Below are 23,188 nucleotides of genomic sequence, written 5' to 3'. Positions count from 1 at the left end.
CTCTGTGAAACGTCTTCCGCGCCCTCAAGCGCTGGCGCGGAATCGCTACGCGCTACGCAAAGCTCACCGCTTCCTTCATCGCCGCTATTCATGTCAGGTGTTTATTCCTCTACCTTCCAGTCCACATTACCTAGCCGCTTGCCTTTATGTCGTTACCCGTAGGGTAACGAGAAACACGGGCAGGTTTCAAAGCCCGATACGGGCGTGCGGACAGGACAGAGACACTGTTCTAGACGGACGAGAGGCTCTCGTGTGGGCGGCTCGTTTGCCGCCGCGTTTTTGCCGAATAACTTGTTGACAGAGCGCAAAGCACTTTATGGAGGCTATGGCATGAAAGCAGCACGGAGAATCGCGGCGGCGGCGTACCCTCCGTACTGGTACCTCGACGAGCACGGAACTGCAAAAGACCCTCGACGCGGCGCTGATATAGGCTTAACAGAGGCAGCGATACGGGCTTACCAGAGGTAACGATAAGGACGGATAACGGAAAAGCAATAAGCCCGCCCGCGCGCTGACCTCCTTGCGCACGGGCGGGGCTGCCGCAAGGCAGTCCCGCCTTTTTTTTGCGTGCGCTCGCTCGCGGCGCGTATAAGTACGGGCATAGAGGCTGACACCGAGCAGGCTTTCCCTATGACGACCTGCCTATGTCGGGAGTGCCTGCACGGGGTGGGTGCTGTCCGTAGCCGAACGCGCCTTGCTTTTGCGCGGAGGATCTTACCTATCGGCCGTTCCCCGCAAGGAGGAACGCTTCATACGCAGTTGCCTGCCGAGCGGTTCAGAGTTGCGCCGCAAGAGCCTGCGACAAAGTTTAGCGCCTGAGCAGTTTCTTCCGCATTCCGCCGAGGCGATCGAGCGCTTCGTAGAGTGTTTCGTGCTTTTTGGCAAAGTGAAAGCGTATCAGGTGGCTGACGCGCTTGCCGCCGCATTCGCGGAAAAAGCTTGAGCCGGGCACCGCGCCCACCCCGACGACGCGGGCAAGGTCTTCGCAAAACGCAAGGTCGCTGTCGTAGCCGTATTCGGAGACGTCGGCAAGCACGTAATACGCGCCTTCAGGCTCGTTGCACCGGATTCCCGCGCCGCGCAAGCCCTGCACGAACAGGGTGCGCCTTTCGGTATACGAGGCGGCAAGCGAGCGGTAATACTCGTCGGGAAAGCGGAGGGCGGTGACTGCCGCTTCCTGCAAGGGGGACGCCGCGCCGACAGTGAGGAAGTCGTGCACCTTCCGCGCCGCTTCGATAACCCGTTCTGGCGCAATGATATAGCCGAGCCGCCAGCCGGTTATCGAATACGTCTTGGAGAGCGAGTTGCACGAGAGCGTCCGCTCGAACATGCCGGGGAGCGAGGCAAAATACGTGTGCTCGTGCGGCGCGTAGACGATATGCTCGTAGACTTCGTCGGTAATGACGTAGGCGTCGTATTTGGCGGCGAGCGCGGCGATGATTTCGAGTTCGGCGCGGCTGAATACCCGCCCGCACGGGTTCGACGGGTTGCACAGGACGAGCGCCTTGGGACGCTGGGCGAAAGCCGCTTCCAGTGCGTCGGGGTTGAAGCGGAAATCGGGCGGCTCAAGCGGCACGTAGAGCGGCTCCGCGCCCGACAGAATGGCGTCCGCGACATAGTTTTCGTAAAACGGCGAAAACACGACCACTTTGTCGCCCGGATTCGTTACCGTGAGCATTGCCGCAATCATCGCTTCCGTCGAGCCGCAGGTTACGACGATTTCGCGCTCGCCGTCGATTTTCCGCCCCATGAAGCGGCTCTGCTTTCGTGCGAGCGCCTCGCGGAAGTTTTGCGCCCCCCACGTAACGGAATACTGGTGCGGTCCCTCCGCCGCAACCTCCGCCAGCCGGGCGGTAAGCTCCTTCGGCGGGTCGAAGTCGGGGAAGCCCTGCGAAAGGTTCACCGCGTTGTACTGCTGCGACACGCGCGTCATTCTGCGGATAACCGAATCGGTGAACCGCGCGCTCCTCGCGCTCAAATCCTGCATAATTTCTCCTTGTCTTCCATGCCGACCGTATTACAGCGGCAGTTCCGCCACCCGCGTCGCGCCCGCATCCTCCGCGCCCGCGATAACGACTTGCGCGTACCGCTCCCCGCAGCGTTCCCAAAGGCGGCGCGCCGCATTCCGCAAATCCTCTTCCCGCACCGAAAGAATTCGGGCGATTCTCTCCTCGCGCGCCCGCTCCGTCAGCCCGTACAGGGCGCGGATGAAGCCCTGAAATCCCCGCGAGGACGGCGAGCGCGGCTGCACTTCGCGCGAATATGCGCCGGTTATGGCGCGTTCCGCCGTCTCGCGGTCAAAGGGGAACGCCGCCGCCTTTTCGAGGCACTCGGCGAAGGCGCCGAGCGAGCGGAAGGGTTTGGGGTCGCGGTAAGTGGCGAGCGAAAAGACCCCTTCAACCGCGTCGGGCAGGGCGAACGCGCCGTATGCGCCGCCGATAGTTCGGATTTGCTCCCAGAGCAGCGTGTTCGAGAACCAGTGCGCGAACACGGCTTCGTGCACGCTTTCCGCCGTCCCGTATGCGGAGGCGGCGAGCGAGCGGCAGGCAAAGCCGACCTGCGACGACGGCGCGAGGCACAGCTCCGTGCCGGAATCCCCGCCCGAATCCTGCTTCCACGGCAGGGCGCACAGGCGGAAGAATGCGTCCCGGTTCCGCGCCGCGCCGTCCGGCGCGGCGGCGAAATCCCCGGCGGGGGCGGCAAGCCCGCAGCGGGAGATAAAGCCCGCGAGCGACTTTTCGCACAGAGCCAAGCCTTCGTCGTCCGCCGTTATGTGGAGCACCGCGCCCGACGCGCGGAGCGTTTCGCGGAACCGGTCAAACGCCGCCGCCGTCCCGCCCATATCTCCCGCCGCGAGCCGCTCCAGCGTAAAGAGCTGCGCTGCGCCGTGCCAGATTTCGTCGATAGCCTTCGGGACGCTGAACGAGCAGGCGGCGCGGGAGGCGGCGTATTCGTTCCCCGCCGGAATGACCGACGCGCGGGTATCGTTCCGCGCTTCCAGCGTTAGATCGGTGAGCCGCTTGAGGTCGGAGAAGCGCGCCGACGCGAGGCAGTCGGCAAGCAAGCCGAGCGCCTCGCCGGTCTTTTCGTTCAGCATTTTGACGTGCACGAACAGCCACGAGCGCCCCAGCAGCGGGCGCATCGCAGCTTCCGGCAGCATAAAGGCGTCCGGCGGAACCGGCTCCGGCAGCGACGAGGCGAACAGGCTCGCGCCGAAGCCGCCTGCCGTCGCTGCAATCTCTGCGCCGCATTCCGCCCAGTCCTTGCCGCCGAAGCCGCAGTTGGTGAGCGCGTCCGCAAAGAGCGGCAGCAGCGGGAAATCCTCCGGCGGCAGCGCGTCTACGGGGAAACCTGCGACGATGTAGGATATGCCGTTGGTGTGCTCGCGGTTTCTGAACACCGGCACGCCCTTATCGGCGAGGAACGCGGTCGTCTCTATCCGGTCTATACCCGTCGGCAGGTCTTTGGGTGACAGGTGCGGCAGGCTCGCGGCGGCTTTCTCGTCGTCCGCGGACTGCTGGAAGCGCGTCAGTTCCGCCTGCTCCGCGCGAATCGCGTCCGGCGTCGTCCCGGCGGCGAGGCGGGAGGCAAGCTCCTGTTCCGCCCGCTCGCGTTCCGCGCCGTATGCGGCGTCGGGATACGCCGTAACGAGGGAGCGGTGCGGGTTGTCCAGCAGCAGCGTCCGTATGAGACGCGGGATATAGCCGTTCTCGGCGGAAAGGCGGCGCTTCACTTCGGCGAAGGTCGCGCGCGGCGAAAGACACGCCCAGGGCAAGCCGCCGTGTGCCCAGCTTCGGAGGACTCGCCGCCCCAGCACGAGGGAATAGGGACCGTTCGCGCGGCGGATTTCGCGGTTGGAGAAATCGACACCCATGACCGCGCCCGCAACGTCGCGGCTGTCCGCCCCGCCCGCGGCGACCGCTTCGAGCGCGTCCCTGACGCAGCGTTCCACGAGGGGCGCGTCCTGCCGCTTTACGCCGCGCAGCCCCGCGGAGAGCAGCGTGTACTTCACGTCGGCTTCGATTCCGCAGGCGGGCGCGACGTCTTCGCCCAGCCCCGAATCCAGCAGGGCGCGGGTCAGGGGCGAGGCGTTGTGCCCCAGCAGCACTTCGGTGAGGAACACGGCTTCCATATGGCTCACCGCGTCGGCGGTTTTGCAGAGCAGCCAGTTGACCAGCACGGTACAGCCGCTTTCGCTTCCGGCGGGCGCGGGGACTTCAAGCGCGACCGGCCGGGAAAACGGCGCGACGTCGCCGTTCAGCACGGGGTCGGCGGGGGGCGTCCCCGCAAAATCCTTCAGGAAGCGCTCCTCGGCAAAGTCGAGCTGCGTCTCGGTGGGGATATTGCCGTACAGAAAGAGCAGGCAGTTCCCCGGGTGATAGCGGTCGGCGTGAAAGGCTTTGAAGTCGCCGTAGGAAAGCAGCGGGATTTCGAGCGGGTCGCCGCCGGAATCACCCGCGTAGACGGTTCCCGGCAGCAGACTCCGTACGGCGGCGTCCGCCGCGACCGACTCAAAGGAGGAATACACGCCTTTCATCTCGTTGTAGACGACGCCCTGAATCGACAGCCTGCCCGCGCCGTCGCATTCGAGCCGGTGCGCTTCCTGCCGGAACGCCCAGCGCTCGAGGCGCGGAAAGAACACCGCGTCGCCGTACACCGACAGCAGGTTGAAGTAGTCGGCTTCGACCTGCGAGCTTGCGGGGTAGACCGTCGCGTCGGGATAGGTTACGGCGTTGAGATAAGTTTTGACGCTCTGGTTGACCATTCGGATGAACGGGTCTTTCAGCGGGTAGCGGCGGGAGCCGCACAGCACGGAATGCTCCAGAATGTGGGGCGCGCCGCGGGAGGAGGCGTCCGGCGTCCTGAACGAGAAGGCGAAGAGGTTTTCCGCGTCGCCGTTCAGCAGGTGGAAGACTTCAAAGCCGGTGGAGCGGTGGCGGAGGTGCACGCCGGTCGAGGCGTATTCGGGAACGCCGACTACGGCGAGCACGTCGAAACCGCGGCAGGAGCCGCCCGCCGCAAGCGAAGTCTGGGCGGGAAGGGGTGCATTCATGCGGGCACTATAGCACGCGCGCCGCCGCCCGCGCAACGGCGTTACCCGTGCGCCGCACGAGGCAACGTCCGAGTTCCCTGAAGGAACTCGACAGCATAGGTTTTGGCTCCTATGCTTTGCCTATAGATGAAGGCGTATAGGCACGGCTGATGAACGGCATAAGGCTTTCGCCCCTCGGTTGGCTCGCTCGGCAGGCAACTGAACGCTGCCCGCGCCCTCGGCAAGCCCGCTCGGTAGCCCCGGTAGCCGCTTACCCGTACTACGGCAATAGGCTTTCGCCCCTCGGCGAATCGCTCGGCAAGCCTTCTTGATAACCACGGTAAATGCTTACCCGTAATATGGCTATGGGTCTTCGCCCCTCGGCAAGCCTTTACGAAAGCGGCGCTATCGAACGGATTTACCGAAATGGAGAGGAAGGAAGCGGCTTTGCCGCTTCCTTTATGACGGCGCTCCCGACATGGGCGTGTTGGCAGTCCCAACACGGGTAGGTTCGATAGTCAAACACGGGTAGGTTCGATAGTCAAACACGGGCAGGTTTGACATTCAAACACGGGCAGGTTTGACATTCAAACATGAGCAGGTTTGAATCCCGCCCGGTTCCGCGCTTCAGCGCCCTGTTGCGCTTTTCTGCCGGCAAACGTATACTGTCCATATCTTTGAATGCGCATAGAGTTGCTATGACAAATACTTCGTTCCGGGCGGCGGGCTTCGCGCTGGCGCTCGCTCTGGCTGCCGGCGGCTGCCCCCATAACGCGGACTCCCCCGCGCCGCCTGTCGCGGTGCAGTTCCTGTCCCTTACGGCGGACGGCGGGGCGGCGGCGGGCACGACGACGCTGACGCTGACGCTGACGTTCAGCCAAGCCGTGCCGGGGCTGTCGGCGGCGGACATTACGCTTGAGGGCGGCGGCACCGGCATTCAAAAGGGCGCGCTCTCGAAGGGCGTTGCGCTCGCGGACGGCGTCGCCTATACGCTTTCGGTGAGCGGCATTAACCGCCTCGGCGACGTCGCGGTGTCGGTGTCGAAGGCGGGGTATTCGTTCGGCAAGGGCAGGCAGGCGGTAACGGTGTATCCGGCGCCGACCAAGGTAACATTTATAAGCCTTACGGATAACGGGGTGGAGGCGACGACGACGGCGCTGACGCTGGTCTTTGACACCGCCATAGAGGGACTGTCTGCAGAAGACATTACGCTCACGGACGGCGGCAGCACCGGCGCGAGCAAAGGCGAGCTGTCGCAGACTCTCGTCCCCAACGCATACCGGCTCACGGTGGACGGCATAACGAAAAGCGGCGACGTCACGGTAAAGGTACACAAGGCGGGGTACGCGTTCTCGCCGGACACGCTGACGGCGAAGGCGCGCGCGCCGACTGTCGCGGTGCGGTTCCTGTCCCTCGCGGCGAACGGCGGGGAAACGGCGGGCACGACGGCGCTGACGCTCACCTTCGACAAAGCCATAGCAGGACTGTCTGCGGAAGACATTACGCTCACGGACGACGGCTACACCGGCATTCGGGCGGGCGCGCTGACGGCTGCCGGCGCCGTCTATACGCTCGCGGTGAGCGGCACTACAAGGAACGGCTTCGTTTCGGTGAAGATAGCGAAGGCGGGGTACGCGTTCCCGCCGGAAGACACGCGGTCGGTGCAGGTGTATCTGACACCGATCGTCAAGGCGGCGTTCCTGTCCCTCGCGGCGAACGGCGGGGAAACGGCGGGCACGACGGCGCTGACGCTCACCTTCGACAAAGCCATAACGGGACTGTCTACAGAAGACATTGCGCTCACGGACGACGACGGCACCGACATTCGGGCGGGCGCGCTGACGGCTGCCGGCGCGGGAACGGGCGGCAAAGTCTATACACTCGCGGTGAGCGGCATAACGAAGAACGGCTCCGTCTCGGTGAAGGCGCACAAGGCGGGGTACGCGTTCTCGCCGGACACGCAGTCGGCGCAGGTGCATCCGGCGCCGACCGCGATAACGTTCATAAATCTTACGGCGGACGGGCTGAAATCGACGACTGCGGCGCTGACGCTGATCTTTGACCGCCCCGTTCCGGGAGGACTGACGGCGGCGAATATTACGCTCACGGACACCGGCTACACCGGCATTCGGGCGGGCGCGCTGACGGACGAAGGCGGCGGCGCATACCGGCTTGCGGTGAGCGGCATACGCAGAAGCGGCGACGTCACGGTGCAGGTGCACAAGGCGGGGTACGCGTTCACGCCGGACACGCGCACGGCGCAGGCGCGCGCGCCGATCGTCAAGGCGGCATTTACGTCCCTTTGGCAGAACGACTATAGAGGGGGAAGGACGTATGATATGACGCTGGTCTTTGACCAAGCCATTCCGGGACTGACGGCGGCGAATATCGCGTTCACGGACACCGGCGGCACCGGAATCCAGAAAGGCGCGCTGGAGGACAAAGGCGGCGGCGCATACCTGCTTAAGGTGAGCGGCATTTGGCGGAGCGGCGAAGTCACGGTGAAGGCGGCGAGCGCGGGGTACGCGTTCTCGCCGGACACGCAGTCGGCGCGGGTGCTTGCGCCGCAGATATGGTTCGAAAGCTTCACGGCGGACGGGTCGGCGGAGAAAGGCACTCTGGCGCTGACGCTGACCTTTAGCAGAGCCGTTAGCGGACTGACGGCGGACGATATTACGCTTTCGGACCCCGGCGGCACCGGCATTCAGAAAGCAGGCGCGCTTACCCGCACGGGAACGAGCGGCACCGTCTATACGCTTGCGGTGAGCGGCATTACAAAGAACGGCAGCGTCTCGGCAAAGGTAGCGGAGAAGGCAGGGAACACGTTTGCGGATTCGCCCGCGGCGCAGGTGTACAAGCCGCCGGAGATAGCCTTTGCCTCGCTCGCCGCGGACGGGGGGGACGGCGTCGTTACGGCGGGGCTGACGCTGCAGTTCGGCAAAGCCGTTCCGGGTCTGTCGGCGGCGGACATTACGCTCACGGACACCGACAATACCGGCATTCAGAAAGGCGCGCTGACGGACAAGGGCGGCGGCGCATACGCGCTGGCGGTGAGCGGCATTACGAAAGGCGGCGCCGTCACGGTGAAGGCGGCGAAGGCGGGGTACGCGTTCTCGCCGCCAGCGCGCACGGCGGCGGTGCGTTACGGGGAACCCGTCCCGGCGGAGTTCCTGTCCCTTACGGAAGACGGGTACGCGGCGGGGCGCACGACGGCGCTGACGCTGACCTTTGACAGAGTCATCGGGGGGCTGACGGCGGGCGACATTACGCTCACGGACACCGACGGCACCGGCATTCGGAAGGGCACGCTGACGGACAAGGGCGGCGGCGCATACGCGCTGGCGGTGAGCGGCGTTACGAAGAACGGTTCCATAACGGCGCGGGTGTCGAAGGCGGGGTATACGTTCGCGCGGGACACGCTGCCGGCGCGGGTGTATTGGGGCACAGAGTTCATATCCCTTGCGGCGGAAGGGGGGACGGCGGAAACGACGGCGCTGACGCTGCTGTTTGACCGCCCCGTTCCGGGACTGACGGCGGCGGATATCGCGCTCACGGACACCGGCGGCACCGGCATTCGCCTTCGGGCGGGCGGGTTCACGCACCTCGGCGGCATATACGCGCCGGGAGCGTACCGGCTTGCGGTGAGCGGCATAACGAAGAGCGGCACCGTCACGGCAAAGGCGGCGAAGGCGGGCTACGCGTTCTCGCCGGACACGCAGTCGGCGCAGGTGTACGCGAAGCCCGTCCCGGCGGCGTTTGTGTCCCTCGCGCAGATAGACGAGGGGTCGGCGGGCACGAAGGCGCTGGCGCTGACCTTTGACCAAGTCATTCCGGGCTTGTCGGCGGACGATATTACGATCACGGACACCGGCAATACCGGCATTCGCCTTCGGGCGGGCGGCATAGTCACGCAGCCCGGCGGCAGATACCCGCCGGAAACGTACTTTCTGGCGGTGACCGGCGTGACGAAGGACGGCACGGTTACGGTGAAGGTGCGCAAGGCGGAGTGGGCGTTTGCGCCGGACACGCAGTCGGTGAAGGTGTGGTGGACAAAGCCAGAGATAGAGTTCCGGTCCCTTTCGACGGAAGAGGGTCCGGCGGGCACGAAGGCGCTGATACTGACCTTTGACCGCCCCGTTCCGGGAGGACTGTCGGCGGCGAATATCGCGCTCACGGGCAACGGCTACACCGGAATCCAGAAGGGCGCGCTGACGGACAGCGGCGGCGGCACATACCGGCTCGCGGTGAGCAACGTAACGAAGAACGGCACAGCTACGGTGAACGTGTCGAAGGAGGGGTACGCGTTCATTCCGCGCTCGCGCACGGCGGACGTGTACGAATCGCCGACCGCGGTGGCGTTCCAGTCCCTCACGGCGATTCCGGAGACGGAGCGCACGACGGCGCTGGCGCTGAAGTTTAACAAAGCCATAGCGGGGTTTTCTATGAGCGATATTACGTTCACGGACACCGGCAATACCGGCGGCAAGCCGCTCGAACTGAGGGACAAAGGCGGCGGCGAATACTGGCTTATGTTTCAGACAAACACCTTGATATATAGCGGCGAAGTCACGGTGAAGGTGGCGAAGGCGGGGTACGTGTTCACGCCGGACACGCGCGTGGCGCAGGTGTCGTCGACGGCAACGGCAGCGTTCCTGTCCGTCACGGCGACTCCGGAGACGGAGCGCACGACGGCGCTGACGCTGAAGTTTAACAAAGTCATCCTGGGGCTGACAGCGGGCGATATCGCGCTCACGGATACCGGCGGCACCGGCATTCGGAAAGGCGCGCTGACGGACAAAGGCGGCGGCACATACGCGCTCGCGGTGAGCGGCATTGCGAAGAACGGCACGGTTACGGTGTGGGTGTCGAAGGCGGGGTACGTGTTCACGCCGGACACGCGCGCGGCGCAGGTGTGGCTGACGATACCGGTAGCGTTCCAGTCCCTCACGCAGTGGCCGCTAGTGGGGTCCTCGAACGGGCTGACGCTGAAGTTTGACAAAGTCATTCCGGGGTTTTCTATGAGCGATATTACGATCGTGAACGACGGCGGGACCGGCGTCAAGCCGAGCGACACGCTGGAGAACGACGGCGGCGGCTCATACCGGTATATATTTAAGTTATGGAGCGCGAAGCATAACGGCGAAGTCACGGTGAAGGTGCACAAGGAGGGGTACACGTTCACGCCGGACACGCGCACGGTGTATGTGTCCGGGGGCTGACGGGCGCTTGCCCCGCCGGGGCGGGACCTGCCGAGGGACGGAACGGAGGCTCGCGTTCGGCTACCGCCGAACGACCGAGTTCCCTGAAGGAACTCGGCAGAGTGGCTCTGTTTAGGGCGGCACAGAGCCTCTCGTATGGGCGGGGAGGCGGCGATAAAACCCATAGTGCGGATAAGCGGCTACTGCGGCTATCAAGCGGGCTTTGTTGGAGTTTCCACCAGTGGGGCTGCCGAGCAATCCGACCGACAGGCGAAAGCCTTTGTGCTGTAATACGGGTAAGAACCTACCGTGATTATCAAGAAGGCTTGCCGAGGGGCGCGAAACCTATAAGGCAAGGCAAAAGATGAAAGAAGCAGGGCGAAAGCACTGCTTCTTTTGCAGGTGCCTCATGCTACCGCTTGCGCGAGACGCACACGCGGCACAGAGACACTGTTCTAGGCGGGAGAGAGACACTGTTCTAGGCGGGAGAGAGGCACTGTCTAGGGCGGGACAGAGACACTGTTCTAGGCGGAGAGAGGCACTGTCTAGGGCGGCACAGAGACGCTGTTTAGGGCAGTACAGAGACACTGTTCTAGGTAGTGTGGACTAAAGAGGAGGAGAGAGGTAAAAAGGGAGATATGAATGAAATACTCCACAGCAAACTATGGAATATTTCATTAAAATCGTTTTCGGCACCCTCAAACGCTGGCGAGGAATCGCTACGCGCTATGCAAAGCTTACCGTTTCCTTCATCGTTGCTATTCATATCAGGTGTTTTCCTTTACATCCACCTTCAAGTCCACACTACCTAGCCTAACGAGAACCTCCCGCGTGAGCGGGGAGGCGGCGATAAAACCCATAGTGCGGATAAGCGGCTACCGAGCGGGCTTGCCGACAGGCGATATAAAGCCGTAATACGGGTAAGAACCTACCGCGGCTACCAAGCGGGCTTTGCCGGAACTTTCTACCCAGTTGCCTGCCGAGCGTTCCGCGGGCGGTTTCCGCGCCTTGCCCGCCGAGGGGGCGCAAGTCATAGGGCAACGTCAACGTGCCGTATGTTCAAAGATTTTCGCCTTGTGCCGCGTCCCCAGCTCGAACAGCCGCTGCGCTAGGGTGCCGTCCGCCGGCACCGTTCCCCCGCAAAAACCCTTCAGGTCGACCGAAAAGCGGTTCTGGGAGAAATGCTGAAACACCAGTACGCGGCTCCACGCGGACGCCGCGCCGCGTTCGTATGCGCGGAGCAGCGCGTCGCGGTACTCGGAGAATATGCCGTGCGGCTTCAGTTCGGCATAGCCGACCAGCCAGAGCATACAGCCCGAACCGCACAGCGCGTGGTGCAATCTCGCCGTCTGTTCCGCCATGAAGAGCTGGCTTTCCTGCACGAGGCGGCGGACGGCGGGGCTGCCGTCGCGGATGACCGCCCGTAGGTGGGCGGTCTTTGCGCTGTGCACCGGCGTTTTATTCAGGATGACGGCGTCCCTGCGGTAGTCTATTCCCAGTTCGGGGCGGGCGCGGAAGAAGCCGTCCCCCAGCTTTCCCGCCTGACCGACCAGATAGCGGCGGTTATGCGCGCGCTGCTCGTCCTTCCCCGGGTTGTCGCCGACGATAATAAGCCTGACGGCGTCCTCCGCGCGGACTTCGTCCAGAGCGGCGTTGTAGACCACCGGCGTTTCCAGCGGATACGGCGGCGTGTCGCGCTCCGCCGCGCGCCGTTGCAGCGGGGCGAGTTCCGCTGCGAAGTCGCGGTTCCAGCTTTCAGCCTGCCTGCGGAACGCTTCCCGAAACGCGGAGAACGCCGCCCATTCAACCTGTGTCATAGGCGTAAGCATACGCCGGAACGCAGGCTTTTGCCAGTCGTCCGGCGGCAAGCAGGTCGTCTCTATACGGCTTTGCATGATATTCCGGTCTTCGTTCAGGCAACCGCGCTTTCGTTGCACGCAACGGGACTCTCGTTGCGTCCCGCGAGGGCTTCGGCGCCTGCGTCCGCTGCCTGCGGTGCGCTGACGGGAGCGGCGGTTTATCGTCGGCTTTTATTCAGGCGCGGGAATCGGTATACTGGCGGCATGAAAAGTTACAGCGACAGCTACAAGCGCGCGGGCGTAGACGTTACGGCGGGCTACGAAGGCGTGCGGCTCATGAGCGAACACGTCAGGCGAACGCATATCCCCGGCGTCATCGGCGGGCTGGGCGGGTTCGGCGGGCTGTTCAAGCCCGACCTGAACGGCATGAAAGCGCCGGTGCTGGTCTCTGGCACGGACGGCGTGGGCACGAAACTCAAGCTGGCGTTCGCGCTGGGCAGGCACGACACCGTCGGAATCGACTGCGTGGCTATGTGCGTCAACGACATAATCTGCTCCGGCGCGAAGCCGCTGTTCTTCCTCGACTATATCGCGCTGGGGAAGAATGTGCCGGAAACGGTCGCCGCAATCGTGTCGGGCGTGGCGGAAGGTTGCGTGCAGGCGGGGTGCGCGCTTATCGGCGGCGAGACGGCGGAGATGCCGGGCTTTTATCCGGCGGGGGAATACGACCTTGCGGGCTTTTCCGTCGGCGTCGCGGACGAGGAACGCCTTCTCGATAGCGCGAACGCGGCGGAAGGGGACGCGCTCATTGCGCTCCCTTCGTCGGGGGTGCACTCGAACGGCTTTTCGCTCGTGCGGAAAATTCTCGCCGACAGCAACACGTCGCTCGGCGTGACATTTGACGGGCTTGACCGTCCGCTCGGCGAGGCGCTCCTTGCGCCCACAAAGATTTACGTGAAGCCGGTGCTTGCGCTTCTGCGCGAAGTGCCGGTGAAGTCCGCCGCGCATATCACGGGCGGCGGCTTCTACGAGAACATTCCGCGCGCGCTGCCCGCGCATCTTTCGGTCAAAATCGACCGTGCGGCGCTGCGGGTGCCGCACGTGTTCGCGCTGCTGCAACGGCTCGGCGGCATACCCGACCGCGATATGTTCAACGTGTTCAATATGGGTGCGGGAATGTGCGTTATCGTGGCGGAGCGGGATGCGGAACGCACACTCGGCGTCCTGTCACGGGAGGGCGAAGAAGCGGCGATCATCGGGCGCGTCGTCGCTGGCGAGCGCGAGGTGCTGTTCGCGTAGCGTGCGTTCGGCGGCAACCGAACGTCCGAGTTTTTCAAAAAACTCGGTATAAAGACAAAACCTCTCGGTCACCCTTTTCGCCGGTCTCGGTATATGCGCTCCTCTGTTCATAAAAAAGCAGGGCGAAAGCCCTGCCTTTTTACCCCTAAATGTGCCGGAGTGAGACATAGGTCATAGCGTAAACCGCATGTTATGCGAAGCGGGGGCGTATCCCATTATTTTTCAGTATTGTCTTTATATACAAAAGGCAATACATTATTATAATCATTCGCCTTTCCCATCATTTCTAAAGATAATGAAATCATTGCCCGATGATGTGTTTCATGGTTAAACAAATGTATTAATAAACCATCCATTCTTTTTTCGAATCCAAGTCCCTTTGAATTTTTATATTTCACTATTTTTTCCAAATCTTTTTCCGTTATTTCGTTTATAAAATCAATTATTATATTATCCAATTCTGTTCTCATCGTAACATATTCGTTTATATTCACAAAAACAACTTCCGTAAGATTATAATTTCTTTCAAATATTTTTATGGCTAATGTTTTAAATTCACGTAAAGACATATATCTTTTTAGCCAATTAAAATCAGAAATATAAATATGGGAACAAAGTTCATGTATGGATTTATAATATCCGGTAAATTTATTATTCCATTCTTCTTCAGAAATATTTTTAATTCCATTATTCATTAGTTCGTTGGCCATTTTATTAAAATGTGCCAATAATTTATAATTATATTCAAACATGGTAACACCTCTACAAAAATAATTTCTTATATGTTTTATACAATATTCTTTTATTTGTCAATAATTTTTTATAAATATTTACAAAAAAGCGTAACCCCCATTTCGCATAACGTGAAAGATTTGCGACGCAAACTACTGCACTCGGCTTGCGCTGAACGCTGCGTCCTTCTGCGCGACCGACTCCGCCATATCCTCGCGGTGCTTTTGCAGCTTGTCCGCGAGCGCGGAATCGCTTACCGCCAGAATCTGCACGGCAAGCAGCGCGGCATTCTCCGCGCCGTCGATAGCGACCGTGGCGACCGGAATCCCCGCCGGCATCTGCACCGTCGCCAGAAGCGCGTCCAGTCCTTCCAGCGCGGACGCCTTGAGCGGCAAGCCGACGACCGGCAGCGTCGTGTGCGCGGCAAGGAAGCCCGCAAGGTGGGCGGCTTTCCCCGCCGCCGCGACGATTACGCCGAAGCCGCGCGCGCGCGCCGCCCGCGCAAACTCGCTTGCTCGCGCGGGGGTGCGGTGCGCGGACATGACTCGCGTCTCGAACGGCACGCCGAACGACGCGAGCACCGCTTCCGCCTTTTTGACCACCGGATAATCGCTGTCGCTGCCCATAATCACGGCGACCTTCTTTGCTGTCATAACATAATCCTTCTGTACTATTATGCGCACAGGAATGCGCCCTTCTAAAGATTCTGCGTTGCTCCGCGCCGCGGGCGAGCGCACAACGCGCCGTATCCCGTAAATCGCGTTGCTATTCTCACGCGGGGAAGCGAATCAGAGCGTTTTGCCTTCGATTTCGGCATAGCGCGAAAGCGTTTTCATGAGCGCGCCGAACTCGGCGGGAGTCAGCGACTGCTCGCCGTCGCAGAGCGCGCATTCGGGGTTGTCGTGCACTTCCACCATGATTCCGTCGGCTCCGGCGGCGCAGGCGGCTTTTGCCAGCGTCGGGACCATCCAGCTCATGCCGCAGGCGTGGCTGGGGTCGACTATGACCGGCAGGTGCGTTTCCCGCTGCAGAAACGGCACGGCGGACAGGTCGAGCGTGTTCCGCGTGTACTGGTCGAAGGTGCGGATTCCGCGCTCGCACAAAATGACCCGCTCGTTTCCGGCAGCCATGACGTATTCGGCGGACATAAGCAGTTCCTTCACGGTGGCGGCAAGCCCGCGTTTCAGCAGTATCGGTTTTCCGGCGCCGCCGAGCTCTTTCAACAGGTCGAAGTTCTGCATATTGCGCGCGCCGATTTGGATTATATCCACGTCGCGGAACAGGTCGAGCTGGCTTATGGACATAAGTTCGGTTATGACCGGCAGTCCGGTTTCGCGTTTTGCCGCGAGCAGGAGGTCGATTCCCGCGCCGCCCATTCCCTGAAAGCTGTACGGCGAGGTGCGCGGTTTGAACGCGCCGCCGCGGAGGACGCGCGCGCCCGACTGTTTGACGCTTCGGGCAACGCCGCATACCTGCGCGCTGCTTTCGACGGAGCACGGACCGGCAATGACGGTGAACGCGCCTCCGCCGAATGCCGCATTCCCCGCGCGAATCACGCTGCTTGCCGGGTGAAAGGCGCGGCTCGCCAGCTTATACGGAGCCTGCACCCGCATGACGCGCGAGACGGCGCGGTGCGCTTTCAGGCTTTCCTCGTTCAGGCTCCTTGTGTCGCCGATAAGCCCCAGTATGGTCTGCTCCGTCCCGTCGGAGCGGTGCACGGCAAGCCCCTGCTTTTCGAGCTGCCCGATAAACGCGGCGAGGTCGTCCGCGCCGGTGTTCTTTTTTATCACGAGTATCATAGCGCTACGATAGCGGGAAATCCGGCGAATGTCCAGCCGCCGGCAAAACGGCTGCCGCCGCAATGCGCTATTCGGCGACTTCCGTGCCCGTTCCGCTTGCTTGCGCAACTCTTGAACAGGTCTGTTCAGACGTCGCCGTTCGGAACGGCAGCGCGGATTAGAAAATACCCGCGTATTCTCTTGATTTTTTTACTGGAGGGAGGGACGCTATAATCTTCCGTGCATAAGAACAGAGGAGTTGCAGGTTGGCGCTTTGACACACGCTTTACGGAAGGCAACGAACTTGTTCACTGGCGGTTCTGGAGCAACGTCAGCGGCGGGGAGAAGGCGGCTTTCTATTTCGGCACGGGTGAATATATCGACACGAGAAACGGAATAATAAGGAAGCTATAGGGCGTCCTGAACCGGAGGTTTAATTCCGTCCGGCACAGAGCGGCAAAACGAAGACAGACTTGCCGCGGCGGGACATTCAGGCGGGGCGGGCTTGCCCGTCCGCGCTTCAGGTTTAGGCAGTTACAAAACGTATCTGGGCAATTACAAAATATATCTAGGTAGATATAAAGTATATCTGGACAGTTACAAAATATATCTAGGCAGATATAAAATATATTTAGGCAGTTACAAAATATATCTAGGCAGATATAAAATATATTTAGGCAGTTACAAAGTATATCTAGGCAGATATAAAATATATCTAGGCAGATATAAAATATATTTAGGCAGATATAAAATATATTTAGACAGTTACAAAGTATATCTAGGCAGATATAAAATATATTTAGGCAGTTACAAAATATATCTAGGCAGTTATGAAATATATTTAGGCAGTTACAAAATATATCTAGGCAGATATAAAGTATATCTAGGCAATTATGAAATATATTTAGGCAGTTACAAAGTATATCTAGGTAGTGTGGACTGGAAGGTAGAGGAATAAATACCTGACATGAATGGCGGCGATGAAGGAAGCGGTGAGCTTTGCATAGCGTGTGGCAATTCCCCGCCAGCGCTTGAGGGCGCGGAAGACGTTTTCAATGACGTGCCGTACCCGATACAGTTCATGGCTGTACGCTCTCTGCTCTTTCCGGTTTTTAACCGGAGGGATGACGGCTGTTATATCCGCTTCCTTAAGCATATCGAGCAGCTCGTTCGTGTCATACGCCTTGTCCGCAAGAAACGCTTCCGCCTCCAAATCCTCCATAAGGAGAGGCGCTTGGCTGCAGTCCGCGACAGTACCGCTTGTCACAATGCCGCTTGCCGGTATCCCGTACTCGTCAACCGTCAAATGTAATTTGCTGTTCAGCCCCCTTTTGTACGACTAATGTCCTGAGTGCCGCCTTGTGCTCCGCATGCGTCCGCGTGTGCCTTGATATACGTCGAATCTATCATACGGATATCCCCGGCAGGCTCGCCTATTGCGGCGTCCGCCAGCGTTTTCCCTTGTCCCGCCAACGGCAAAACCGCTTGTGTATGCTGTTCCAGTTCCCGAATTCTGGCGGCATGTCTCTCCACGGAGCGCCCGTGCGCGTCTGCCACGCTACCGCGTTGATAAACAAACGGTTGTCTTTCGCCACTCCCCCGCGTTTTCCTGCCTGTCCGGGCAGCAGGTCTTTTATCCGTTCCCACGCCTCGTCGCTTATATTGTGCCGATGAATGCCTTCATTTTTTTTCATACTTCCCATTTTACCTCTTTTCCCTTATCCAGTCCACGCTACCTAGGTAGAGGCTCTGTTCTAGCCTAGGTAGCATCTCTGTCCTTCCCTAGACAGAGACGCTGTTCTAGCCTAACGAGAGGCGCTCGCGTGGGGTAACGAGAGAGCGTCACCCGCTTATGCGGGGGTTGGCTTCCTGATCGAGGATTCCGCGTCTCGTCAAAAGAGGGAGGGTCTCCCTACTGTAGCGGGAAGAGTCGCGCCGCGATTATGCCGCCGTCTTCGTGCCCTGCTTTATTATGCTCACTATGCTTTGGCATAAAGAGCAAAGACGGCATATCCCCGCTTTTAACCCTTTTCATTTAGACGTGAAATCCGTATACTTGCTGCCAATAGTACGCCATATCATATGAGGTTTATCGTGGACGATGAACGGCAGATAAAAGCGCCTGACGACGACGAAATAAGTCTTATCGACCTGTTCGCGGTGCTGTGGCAACGGCGGAAGATGATTATCGCAATTACGCTCGCTGCGGCGGTCGGCGTTGTCGCGGCGTCTGTGATTTCGCTCGCGCTGCCGCCCGAAATACCATTTATGCCAAATACATACACGCCAAGCGCGCGTATGCTGATAAACGATTCGTCTTCCGGCAGCGGGTTATCCTCGATGATCAGCTCGAGCGGTCTCGGCGGCTTAGCAAATCTTGCGGGCGTTAAAGGCGTCAGCGGTCCTACTTTCAGCGAACTCGCCGTCTATTTGGTAAGCGATAGCAACGCGCTGCTCGACACAGTCGTGGATGAATTCAGCCTCATAGAACGATATAAGATTAAAGACCACCTGCGGGCGGAAAGCCGCAAAGCCCTGAAAAAGAAGCTGTCCGCTTCTTATGACGAAAAGACAGGGGTGTTCAGCATTAGCTTTACCGATACCGACCCCAGCTTTGCCCAAACAGTGGCGAATTTTTGCGTAACATATTTAGGCGGTCGTTTTGACGAGTTGGGCTTGGATAAGAACAAGCTGCAAAAAGAAAACTTTGAGAAGAATATAGCGAACGCCTTCCGCGAAATCCAGCGGCTTGAGGAAGAAGCCCATAAGCTGGAACTATCCGTCTCCGGCGGGTCGTCAGTCGGCATTCCCGCCATTATGGTGGAACGGAACCGCCTCTCGCTGGAACTAACCGCCCAGCGGGAGGTGTATTCCCAGCTTAAAGTGCAGCATGAGCTTTTAGAGATAGCGATAGAGAGCGAATCGCCGGTGTTCCAAATTCTGGAGCTGGCGGAAGCGCCCGACCAGAAATCCGGTCCAAGCCGCGGACTGCTGTGCATTATCGTCACGTTTGCGGCGGGATTCTTTTCCGTCTTCCTTGCGTTCGTGCTGAATGCTCTCGCTAATGTCAGGAACGACAAAGAAGCTATGGCTAAATTTAAGAAGGCGCAGGCTAAATCGCGGTAAAGACAGACGCCGCAGTTTTCGAAGCAATCGCTGAATTATAGTAAATACGCAATAAGGTTGTTTGGAAACGTCAGTCTCTCAAGCAACAAGCGTAAAAAAACATGGAATACAAGGCGTTTCGCAAGATTTATTTAGGGAACGAAGCGTGTTCCTGAACAAATTGAAGTATGGCAGGGGATACAATGAAACACAGATTGTTTTGGGGAATAGCGCTTTTTGCGCTGTCGGCAACGATTGCGTTTGCTCAAACTCAGCTGACAGACTCAGAATTTATCCCGCCGGATTATGTGCAGCTTGCCATGTCGTCTCCTGATTATCAGGTTACTGCGGGCGACATTTACACGCTGACGTATGCTGCGGGAACTGCGCCGGTTGCCTACCGCATAGCGGTGGATGCCACATATCAAATTCGCATTTCTAATTTGGCGGTCATCAATGCGACGGGGCAGACATTCAAACAGCTAAAAACACAGGTGGAATCCATAGTCGCCAAGAACTATCCCATGAGCGGCGTACAGTTTGTGCTTGCAGCACCTGCGCTGTTTACCATTCAGGTAAAGGGCGAAGTGACAGCGGCGGGAGAGCATTCGGCGCGGGTGCTTCAGCGGCTTTCAGGTTTTGTCTCAGGAGGCAATTTAACGCCGTATTCGTCGCTGCGGAATGTGTCGGTAACCTCCGCTTCAGGCAAAACGGCGGTGTATGATTTATTTCAGGCGACTCGGTTCGGGGATTTAACGCAAAACCCTTACGTGAGACCGGGTGATATCATCACGGTCAAGCGAATCGACCGCGTCGTTACCATTTCGGGCGCGGTAGAGCGGCCGGGAAGCTATCAGTTGCTGCGCGGGGAAAACCTGCGGAAATTGGTCTCCTATTATGCGGCAGGATTAGCGCCGAGAGCGGACGCGTCACGGACGGAATTGCTGCGCTCGGTGAACGCGGCGCGGGATTCGTGGAATAAGCTGTTCTTGTCTCAAGCCGAAATCGACGCCGATTATCCGCTGGAGCACCTCGACGCGGTTACGATACCGTCGACCGGCGATTTGCTGCCGGTTGTGTTCATCGAAGGAGCGGTATCTGCGTCCCGCAATGTCGACAGCACGGATGCGTCGACCGTCTTCGAACACGCCGACGGCGCGAGCTTGTCGAATAAATTGGCGGTGCGCTTTGCCGAAGGCGAAAATTATGCCGTGTTGGCGCGACGCATCCGGGACTGGTTTTCCCCGGCAGCCGATACGGATAACACCTATATTTCCCGGCACGGCAGCCGCATTTTTCTTAATCTGACCCCTATGCTGTACGATCCGACTTATCGGAGCGAACACCTTGTCGAAGCAAACGATACGCTGGTCGTGCCGTTTCGTCAGTACTTTGTGACGGTCGCCGGCGCGGTACATACGCCGGGTCGGTATCCGTATGTTCCCGACCGCACGTGGGAATATTACGTCGGGCTTGCGGGCGGACTTGTAAAGGAACGCAATTCACGCGAATCTATTAACATACGGACGGCGAGCGGCGAACGGCTTCGCAAAATCGACGCGATTCTGCCCGAAACGATGATTACCGCGAATACAAACAGCGGACTCTATTACTTTAACCTATACGCGCCGCTGTTTACCGCCGTGCTGTCGGTCGTCTTGAGCACAATTTCTATCAACGCATCGTTGAAGTAACATAACAAAAGCCCCGCACACAATGCGTGCGGGGCTTTTTTACGGGAATACATTTACGCCTGAAAAAGCGGCGAATTCGTCAAAACGCCCGCGAAAGCGCTCGCCGCGGCGGTTGCGGGGCTGACCAAATGCACCGTGCCGCCTTTGCCCATTCTGCCGTTAAAGTTGCGGTTTGTGGTGGAGGCGCATACTTCCCCGCCGGCAAGCACGCCGTTGCTCATGCCGAGGCAGGCCCCGCAGGTCGGGTTCGTCACGCAGAACCCCGCGTCCATAAAGAGCTCGATAATGCCTTCGCCGAGCGCCTGCCGGTACACAGACGGAGTCGCGGGCGACACGACGGTGCGCACCGCCGCCTTCTTCCCCGCCGCGACCGCTCCCTTTGCGACAGCCGCCGCCGCGCGGAGGTCTTCGATTCTGCCGTTCGTGCAGGAGCCGATATACACTTGGTCGAGCTTGGCGCCCGTCATCTCGCGCACCGGCTTCACGCCGTCCGGCTTATACCCGACGGTGCAGAGCGGCTCGAGAAGCGACACGTCATAGCTGTGCGTCTGTTCGTATGCCGCGTCTTTGTCGCTCGCCCATTTGCCGTATGCCGCAAGCGCGTCTGCTTTAGACGCATATTCGCCTTGAATGAATCGCCACAGGTATTCGACCGTCGTCATATCCGGCATGCAGATGCCGCTCGTCGCGCCCGCTTCGACCGCCATGTTGCAGAGCGTCATGCGCCCTTCCATGCTCATGCCGTCGATGACGCTCCCCGCGAACTCGATGACGCAGTTTGTCGCGCCGTTCACGCCGATTTTATTGATAATGGAAAGGATGACGTCTTTCGGGAAAACGCCCGCCCGCAAGCTGCCCGACAGGTTGAAGCGAATCGTCCTCGGCGTTTTGAACGAGCACACCCCCTTCAGAATGCCTACCTCAAGGTCGGTGGTGCCGACTCCCGCCGCGAACGCGCCGAACGCGCCGTGGGTGCAGGTATGGCTGTCGCCCATGATGACGGTGAAGCCGGGGCGCACGAAGCCCTTTTCGGGAAAGAGCGCGTGGCACACGCCGTTCGCGCCGACGTCAAAGAAGTCGGCGATATGGTTGCGCTTCGCCCAGTCGCGCAAAATCTTCCCCTGTTCCGCCGTTTTGGAGTCTTTGGCGGGAGTTACGTGGTCGATTACCGCTTTGATTTTCGAGGCGTCGAACACCCTGTCCTTGTTCCGGTCGATTAAATCGGCAACCGCGGTCGGCGTGGTGATTTCGTGGCAAAACACGCGGTCGAGCGACAGCACATTCGTGTCCGGAAACGGCTTATCCACCAAATGCGCCGCAAAAATCTTTTCGGCTATCGTCTGTCCCATATACGTACTCCTTGCGAAAACGTCGCGGGCGCGTCATGCGGCGTGTCGCCGGACAGCGCGTCCCGAAAGAATGCGCCTACTGTATGGTTTTTTCGGGCGGGAAGTCAAGCCTTCGGTGTTCCCCGTACTGGGACCGCGGAAACCATAGGGTATATATGCGCCGTGTTCGGCTGCCACGCTTCCGTCGGCTCGGCAATGCCGACGGTGTCGACGGACTGTTCAAGCACATAGAAGCCGCTTTTGTAAGCATAGTCCCGCGCCCGCTTGCCGACTATTCTCCCCGCAACCGCCGCCGAGATACTGCCGCGTATCCTTGTGCGCGTCAGCATAGGCGCGGAGGATGCACATTCGCTCGGTGTGGGTTTTGACATCTTCCGCCGTCAGCGCGCTCTTCACCTCCGCGGCAAGCGCATACTCGCCGTTCTCAAGCAGCACGTCGACCTCCAATCGTCTCGCCGCGCGCGTCTTCGTAGACGACACGGGCATTCATCCTCGTGAACACATAGCCGAGCGCGTTGAACTTGCGGTGCATATTTGGGAGACGATGCTCTCGATTAAATTGCCTAGGCAGTGTGGACTGGATAAAGAGAAAGAGGTAAAAAAGGAGCATGAAAAGAAAAGAAGGCATTCACCGACACGATATAAGCGATGAGGCGTGGGAACGGATAAAAGAACTGCTGCCCGGACAGGCAGGGAAACGCGGGGGAGTGGCGAAAGACAACCGTTTGTTTATCAACGCGGTAGCGTGGCAGACGCGTACAGGCGCTCCGTGGAGAGATATACCGCCAGAATTCGGAAACTGGAACAGCATACACAAGCGGTTTTGCCGCTGGCGGGATAAGGGAATATGGAAAATGCTGGCGGATACCGCAATAGGCGAGCCTGCCGGGGATATCTTTATGATAGATTCGACGTATATCAAGGCACACGCGGACGCATGCGGGGCACAAGGCGGCACTCAGGACATTAGCCGCACAAAAGGGGGCTGAACAGCAAATTGCACTTGGTAGTCGACGAGTACGGGATGCCGGCAAGCGGCGTTGTGACAAGCGGTACTGTCGCGGACTGTAGCCAGGCGCCTCTCCTTATGGAGGATTTGGAGGCGGAAGCGTTTCTTGCGGACAAGGCGTATGACACGAACGAACTGCTCGATATGCTTAAGGAAGCGGATATAACAGCAGTCATCCCTCCGGTTAAAAGCC

At 59.7% G+C, this 23,188-nt stretch carries 20 protein-coding genes and 2 pseudogenes; 11 read left to right on the top strand and 11 right to left on the bottom strand.

Annotated features, from left to right (window positions below; genetic code table 11):
• Positions 1-8: 8 nt before the first annotated feature.
• Together AWU74_RS09710 and AWU74_RS11330 are read left to right on the top strand one after the other, a co-directional pair.
• Positions 9-134 (top strand): annotated as a pseudogene (locus AWU74_RS09710) (IS5/IS1182 family transposase); the annotation flags it as partial.
• Between the two features lie 196 nt (positions 135-330).
• A complete protein-coding gene (locus AWU74_RS11330; protein WP_187150761.1) occupies positions 331-468 on the top strand; it encodes a hypothetical protein in 138 nt (45 codons plus the stop codon).
• 340 nt (positions 469-808) lie between these two features.
• On the opposite strand, the gene AWU74_RS00485 is transcribed toward AWU74_RS11330, so the two are convergent.
• A complete protein-coding gene (locus AWU74_RS00485; RefSeq protein ID WP_062326559.1) occupies positions 809-1,987 on the bottom strand; it encodes a pyridoxal phosphate-dependent aminotransferase in 1,179 nt (392 codons plus the stop codon).
• A gap of 30 nt (positions 1,988-2,017) precedes the next feature.
• A complete protein-coding gene (locus tag AWU74_RS00480; protein ID WP_062326556.1) occupies positions 2,018-5,053 on the bottom strand; it encodes an insulinase family protein in 3,036 nt (1,011 codons plus the stop codon).
• Positions 5,054-5,376: 323 nt separating this feature from the next.
• Here AWU74_RS00480 and AWU74_RS11325 point away from each other — a divergent pair, with 323 nt between their 5' ends.
• The 4 genes from AWU74_RS11325 to AWU74_RS11320 all read left to right on the top strand — a co-directional run bounded on the left by AWU74_RS11325 (position 5,377) and on the right by AWU74_RS11320 (position 11,047).
• Positions 5,377-5,541 (top strand): hypothetical protein, encoded by a 165-nt coding sequence (locus AWU74_RS11325; protein ID WP_187150760.1) that lies wholly within the window; start codon positions 5,377-5,379, stop codon positions 5,539-5,541.
• 189 nt (positions 5,542-5,730) lie between these two features.
• Positions 5,731-10,251, top strand: coding sequence for a hypothetical protein (locus tag AWU74_RS00475; RefSeq protein WP_162504584.1), 4,521 nt, complete (start codon positions 5,731-5,733; stop codon positions 10,249-10,251).
• 135 nt (positions 10,252-10,386) lie between these two features.
• A complete protein-coding gene (locus AWU74_RS13090; RefSeq protein WP_306700357.1) occupies positions 10,387-10,521 on the top strand; it encodes a hypothetical protein in 135 nt (44 codons plus the stop codon).
• A 373-nt stretch (positions 10,522-10,894) separates the two neighbouring features.
• The gene (locus tag AWU74_RS11320; RefSeq protein WP_187150762.1) at positions 10,895-11,047 is read left to right on the top strand and encodes a hypothetical protein; all 153 of its coding nucleotides are present in this window, start codon (positions 10,895-10,897) and stop codon (positions 11,045-11,047) included.
• A 226-nt stretch (positions 11,048-11,273) separates the two neighbouring features.
• Here AWU74_RS11320 and AWU74_RS00470 read toward each other — a convergent pair whose 3' ends face one another.
• Positions 11,274-12,047 (bottom strand): uracil-DNA glycosylase family protein, encoded by a 774-nt coding sequence (locus tag AWU74_RS00470; protein WP_062326571.1) that lies wholly within the window; start codon positions 12,045-12,047, stop codon positions 11,274-11,276.
• Between the two features lie 246 nt (positions 12,048-12,293).
• Between AWU74_RS00470 and purM the strand changes: the two genes are divergently transcribed.
• On the top strand, positions 12,294-13,328 hold the full coding sequence (gene purM / locus AWU74_RS00465) for a phosphoribosylformylglycinamidine cyclo-ligase (RefSeq protein ID WP_062326570.1): 1,035 nt from the start codon (positions 12,294-12,296) through the stop codon (positions 13,326-13,328).
• Positions 13,329-13,543: 215 nt separating this feature from the next.
• On the opposite strand, the gene AWU74_RS00460 is transcribed toward purM, so the two are convergent.
• From AWU74_RS00460 to AWU74_RS13085, 5 genes and pseudogenes are all read right to left on the bottom strand, one after another.
• Complete coding sequence (locus tag AWU74_RS00460) at positions 13,544-14,080, bottom strand: DinB family protein (RefSeq protein ID WP_062326552.1); 537 nt, start codon at positions 14,078-14,080, stop codon at positions 13,544-13,546.
• 132 nt (positions 14,081-14,212) lie between these two features.
• Positions 14,213-14,713 carry a 5-(carboxyamino)imidazole ribonucleotide mutase gene (gene purE / locus AWU74_RS00455; protein WP_062326568.1) on the bottom strand — a complete coding sequence of 167 codons (501 nt, stop codon included), beginning with the start codon at positions 14,711-14,713 and terminating at the stop codon, positions 14,213-14,215.
• 135 nt (positions 14,714-14,848) lie between these two features.
• The gene (gene aroF, locus AWU74_RS00450) at positions 14,849-15,859 is read right to left on the bottom strand and encodes a 3-deoxy-7-phosphoheptulonate synthase (RefSeq protein ID WP_062326566.1); all 1,011 of its coding nucleotides are present in this window, start codon (positions 15,857-15,859) and stop codon (positions 14,849-14,851) included.
• 904 nt (positions 15,860-16,763) lie between these two features.
• Positions 16,764-17,532: pseudogene (locus tag AWU74_RS09705) on the bottom strand (IS5 family transposase).
• Between the two features lie 218 nt (positions 17,533-17,750).
• Complete coding sequence (locus AWU74_RS13085; protein WP_306700877.1) at positions 17,751-17,873, bottom strand: hypothetical protein; 123 nt, start codon at positions 17,871-17,873, stop codon at positions 17,751-17,753.
• Positions 17,874-17,920: 47 nt separating this feature from the next.
• On the opposite strand from AWU74_RS13085, the gene AWU74_RS00435 reads away from it, so the two are divergent.
• Both AWU74_RS00435 and AWU74_RS00430 read left to right on the top strand, forming a co-directional pair.
• Entirely contained in the window at positions 17,921-18,964 is a 1,044-nt protein-coding gene (locus AWU74_RS00435; RefSeq protein WP_162504583.1) for a Wzz/FepE/Etk N-terminal domain-containing protein, read from the top strand.
• A 182-nt stretch (positions 18,965-19,146) separates the two neighbouring features.
• Positions 19,147-20,637 carry a polysaccharide biosynthesis/export family protein gene (locus tag AWU74_RS00430; RefSeq protein WP_062326549.1) on the top strand — a complete coding sequence of 497 codons (1,491 nt, stop codon included), beginning with the start codon at positions 19,147-19,149 and terminating at the stop codon, positions 20,635-20,637.
• 53 nt (positions 20,638-20,690) lie between these two features.
• On the opposite strand, the gene AWU74_RS00425 is transcribed toward AWU74_RS00430, so the two are convergent.
• The 3 genes from AWU74_RS00425 to AWU74_RS00420 form a co-directional block, all read right to left on the bottom strand.
• The gene (locus tag AWU74_RS00425) at positions 20,691-21,986 is read right to left on the bottom strand and encodes a 3-isopropylmalate dehydratase large subunit (RefSeq protein WP_062326547.1); all 1,296 of its coding nucleotides are present in this window, start codon (positions 21,984-21,986) and stop codon (positions 20,691-20,693) included.
• Positions 21,987-22,090: 104 nt separating this feature from the next.
• Positions 22,091-22,213 (bottom strand): hypothetical protein, encoded by a 123-nt coding sequence (locus tag AWU74_RS13080; protein WP_282955501.1) that lies wholly within the window; start codon positions 22,211-22,213, stop codon positions 22,091-22,093.
• Complete coding sequence (locus AWU74_RS00420) at positions 22,206-22,433, bottom strand: hypothetical protein (RefSeq protein ID WP_062326545.1); 228 nt, start codon at positions 22,431-22,433, stop codon at positions 22,206-22,208. Before AWU74_RS00420 ends, AWU74_RS13080 begins: the two co-directional genes overlap by 8 nt.
• A gap of 161 nt (positions 22,434-22,594) precedes the next feature.
• Between AWU74_RS00420 and AWU74_RS00415 the strand changes: the two genes are divergently transcribed.
• Positions 22,595-22,975 carry an IS5 family transposase gene (locus tag AWU74_RS00415; protein WP_162504582.1) on the top strand — a complete coding sequence of 127 codons (381 nt, stop codon included), beginning with the start codon at positions 22,595-22,597 and terminating at the stop codon, positions 22,973-22,975.
• A gap of 14 nt (positions 22,976-22,989) precedes the next feature.
• Positions 22,990-23,188: transposase (locus AWU74_RS09700; protein ID WP_162504581.1), on the top strand; the 199-nt coding region annotated here is incomplete at its 3' end.

This window comes from Treponema endosymbiont of Eucomonympha sp. (genome assembly GCF_001028545.1).
This window is presented reverse-complemented; position numbering and strand designations above follow the sequence as displayed.

Coding starts and splice junctions, on each gene's coding strand:
- aroF (WP_062326566.1), bottom strand. CDS start 15,859: ATGATACTCGTGATAAAAAAGAACACCGGCGCGGACGACCTCGCCGCG.
- AWU74_RS00475 (WP_162504584.1), top strand. CDS start 5,731: ATGACAAATACTTCGTTCCGGGCGGCGGGCTTCGCGCTGGCGCTCGCT.
- AWU74_RS00435 (WP_162504583.1), top strand. CDS start 17,921: ATGAGGTTTATCGTGGACGATGAACGGCAGATAAAAGCGCCTGACGAC.
- AWU74_RS00460 (WP_062326552.1), bottom strand. CDS start 14,080: ATGTTTGAATATAATTATAAATTATTGGCACATTTTAATAAAATGGCC.
- AWU74_RS00480 (WP_062326556.1), bottom strand. CDS start 5,053: ATGAATGCACCCCTTCCCGCCCAGACTTCGCTTGCGGCGGGCGGCTCC.
- AWU74_RS11320 (WP_187150762.1), top strand. CDS start 10,895: ATGGAATATTTCATTAAAATCGTTTTCGGCACCCTCAAACGCTGGCGA.
- AWU74_RS13090 (WP_306700357.1), top strand. CDS start 10,387: ATGGGCGGGGAGGCGGCGATAAAACCCATAGTGCGGATAAGCGGCTAC.
- AWU74_RS11330 (WP_187150761.1), top strand. CDS start 331: ATGAAAGCAGCACGGAGAATCGCGGCGGCGGCGTACCCTCCGTACTGG.
- AWU74_RS00485 (WP_062326559.1), bottom strand. CDS start 1,987: ATGCAGGATTTGAGCGCGAGGAGCGCGCGGTTCACCGATTCGGTTATC.
- AWU74_RS11325 (WP_187150760.1), top strand. CDS start 5,377: ATGCTTACCCGTAATATGGCTATGGGTCTTCGCCCCTCGGCAAGCCTT.
- AWU74_RS13085 (WP_306700877.1), bottom strand. CDS start 17,873: ATGAAAAGGGTTAAAAGCGGGGATATGCCGTCTTTGCTCTTTATGCCA.
- AWU74_RS00425 (WP_062326547.1), bottom strand. CDS start 21,986: ATGGGACAGACGATAGCCGAAAAGATTTTTGCGGCGCATTTGGTGGAT.
- AWU74_RS00415 (WP_162504582.1), top strand. CDS start 22,595: ATGAAAAGAAAAGAAGGCATTCACCGACACGATATAAGCGATGAGGCG.
- purE (WP_062326568.1), bottom strand. CDS start 14,713: ATGACAGCAAAGAAGGTCGCCGTGATTATGGGCAGCGACAGCGATTAT.
- AWU74_RS00430 (WP_062326549.1), top strand. CDS start 19,147: ATGAAACACAGATTGTTTTGGGGAATAGCGCTTTTTGCGCTGTCGGCA.
- AWU74_RS00470 (WP_062326571.1), bottom strand. CDS start 12,047: ATGACACAGGTTGAATGGGCGGCGTTCTCCGCGTTTCGGGAAGCGTTC.
- purM (WP_062326570.1), top strand. CDS start 12,294: ATGAAAAGTTACAGCGACAGCTACAAGCGCGCGGGCGTAGACGTTACG.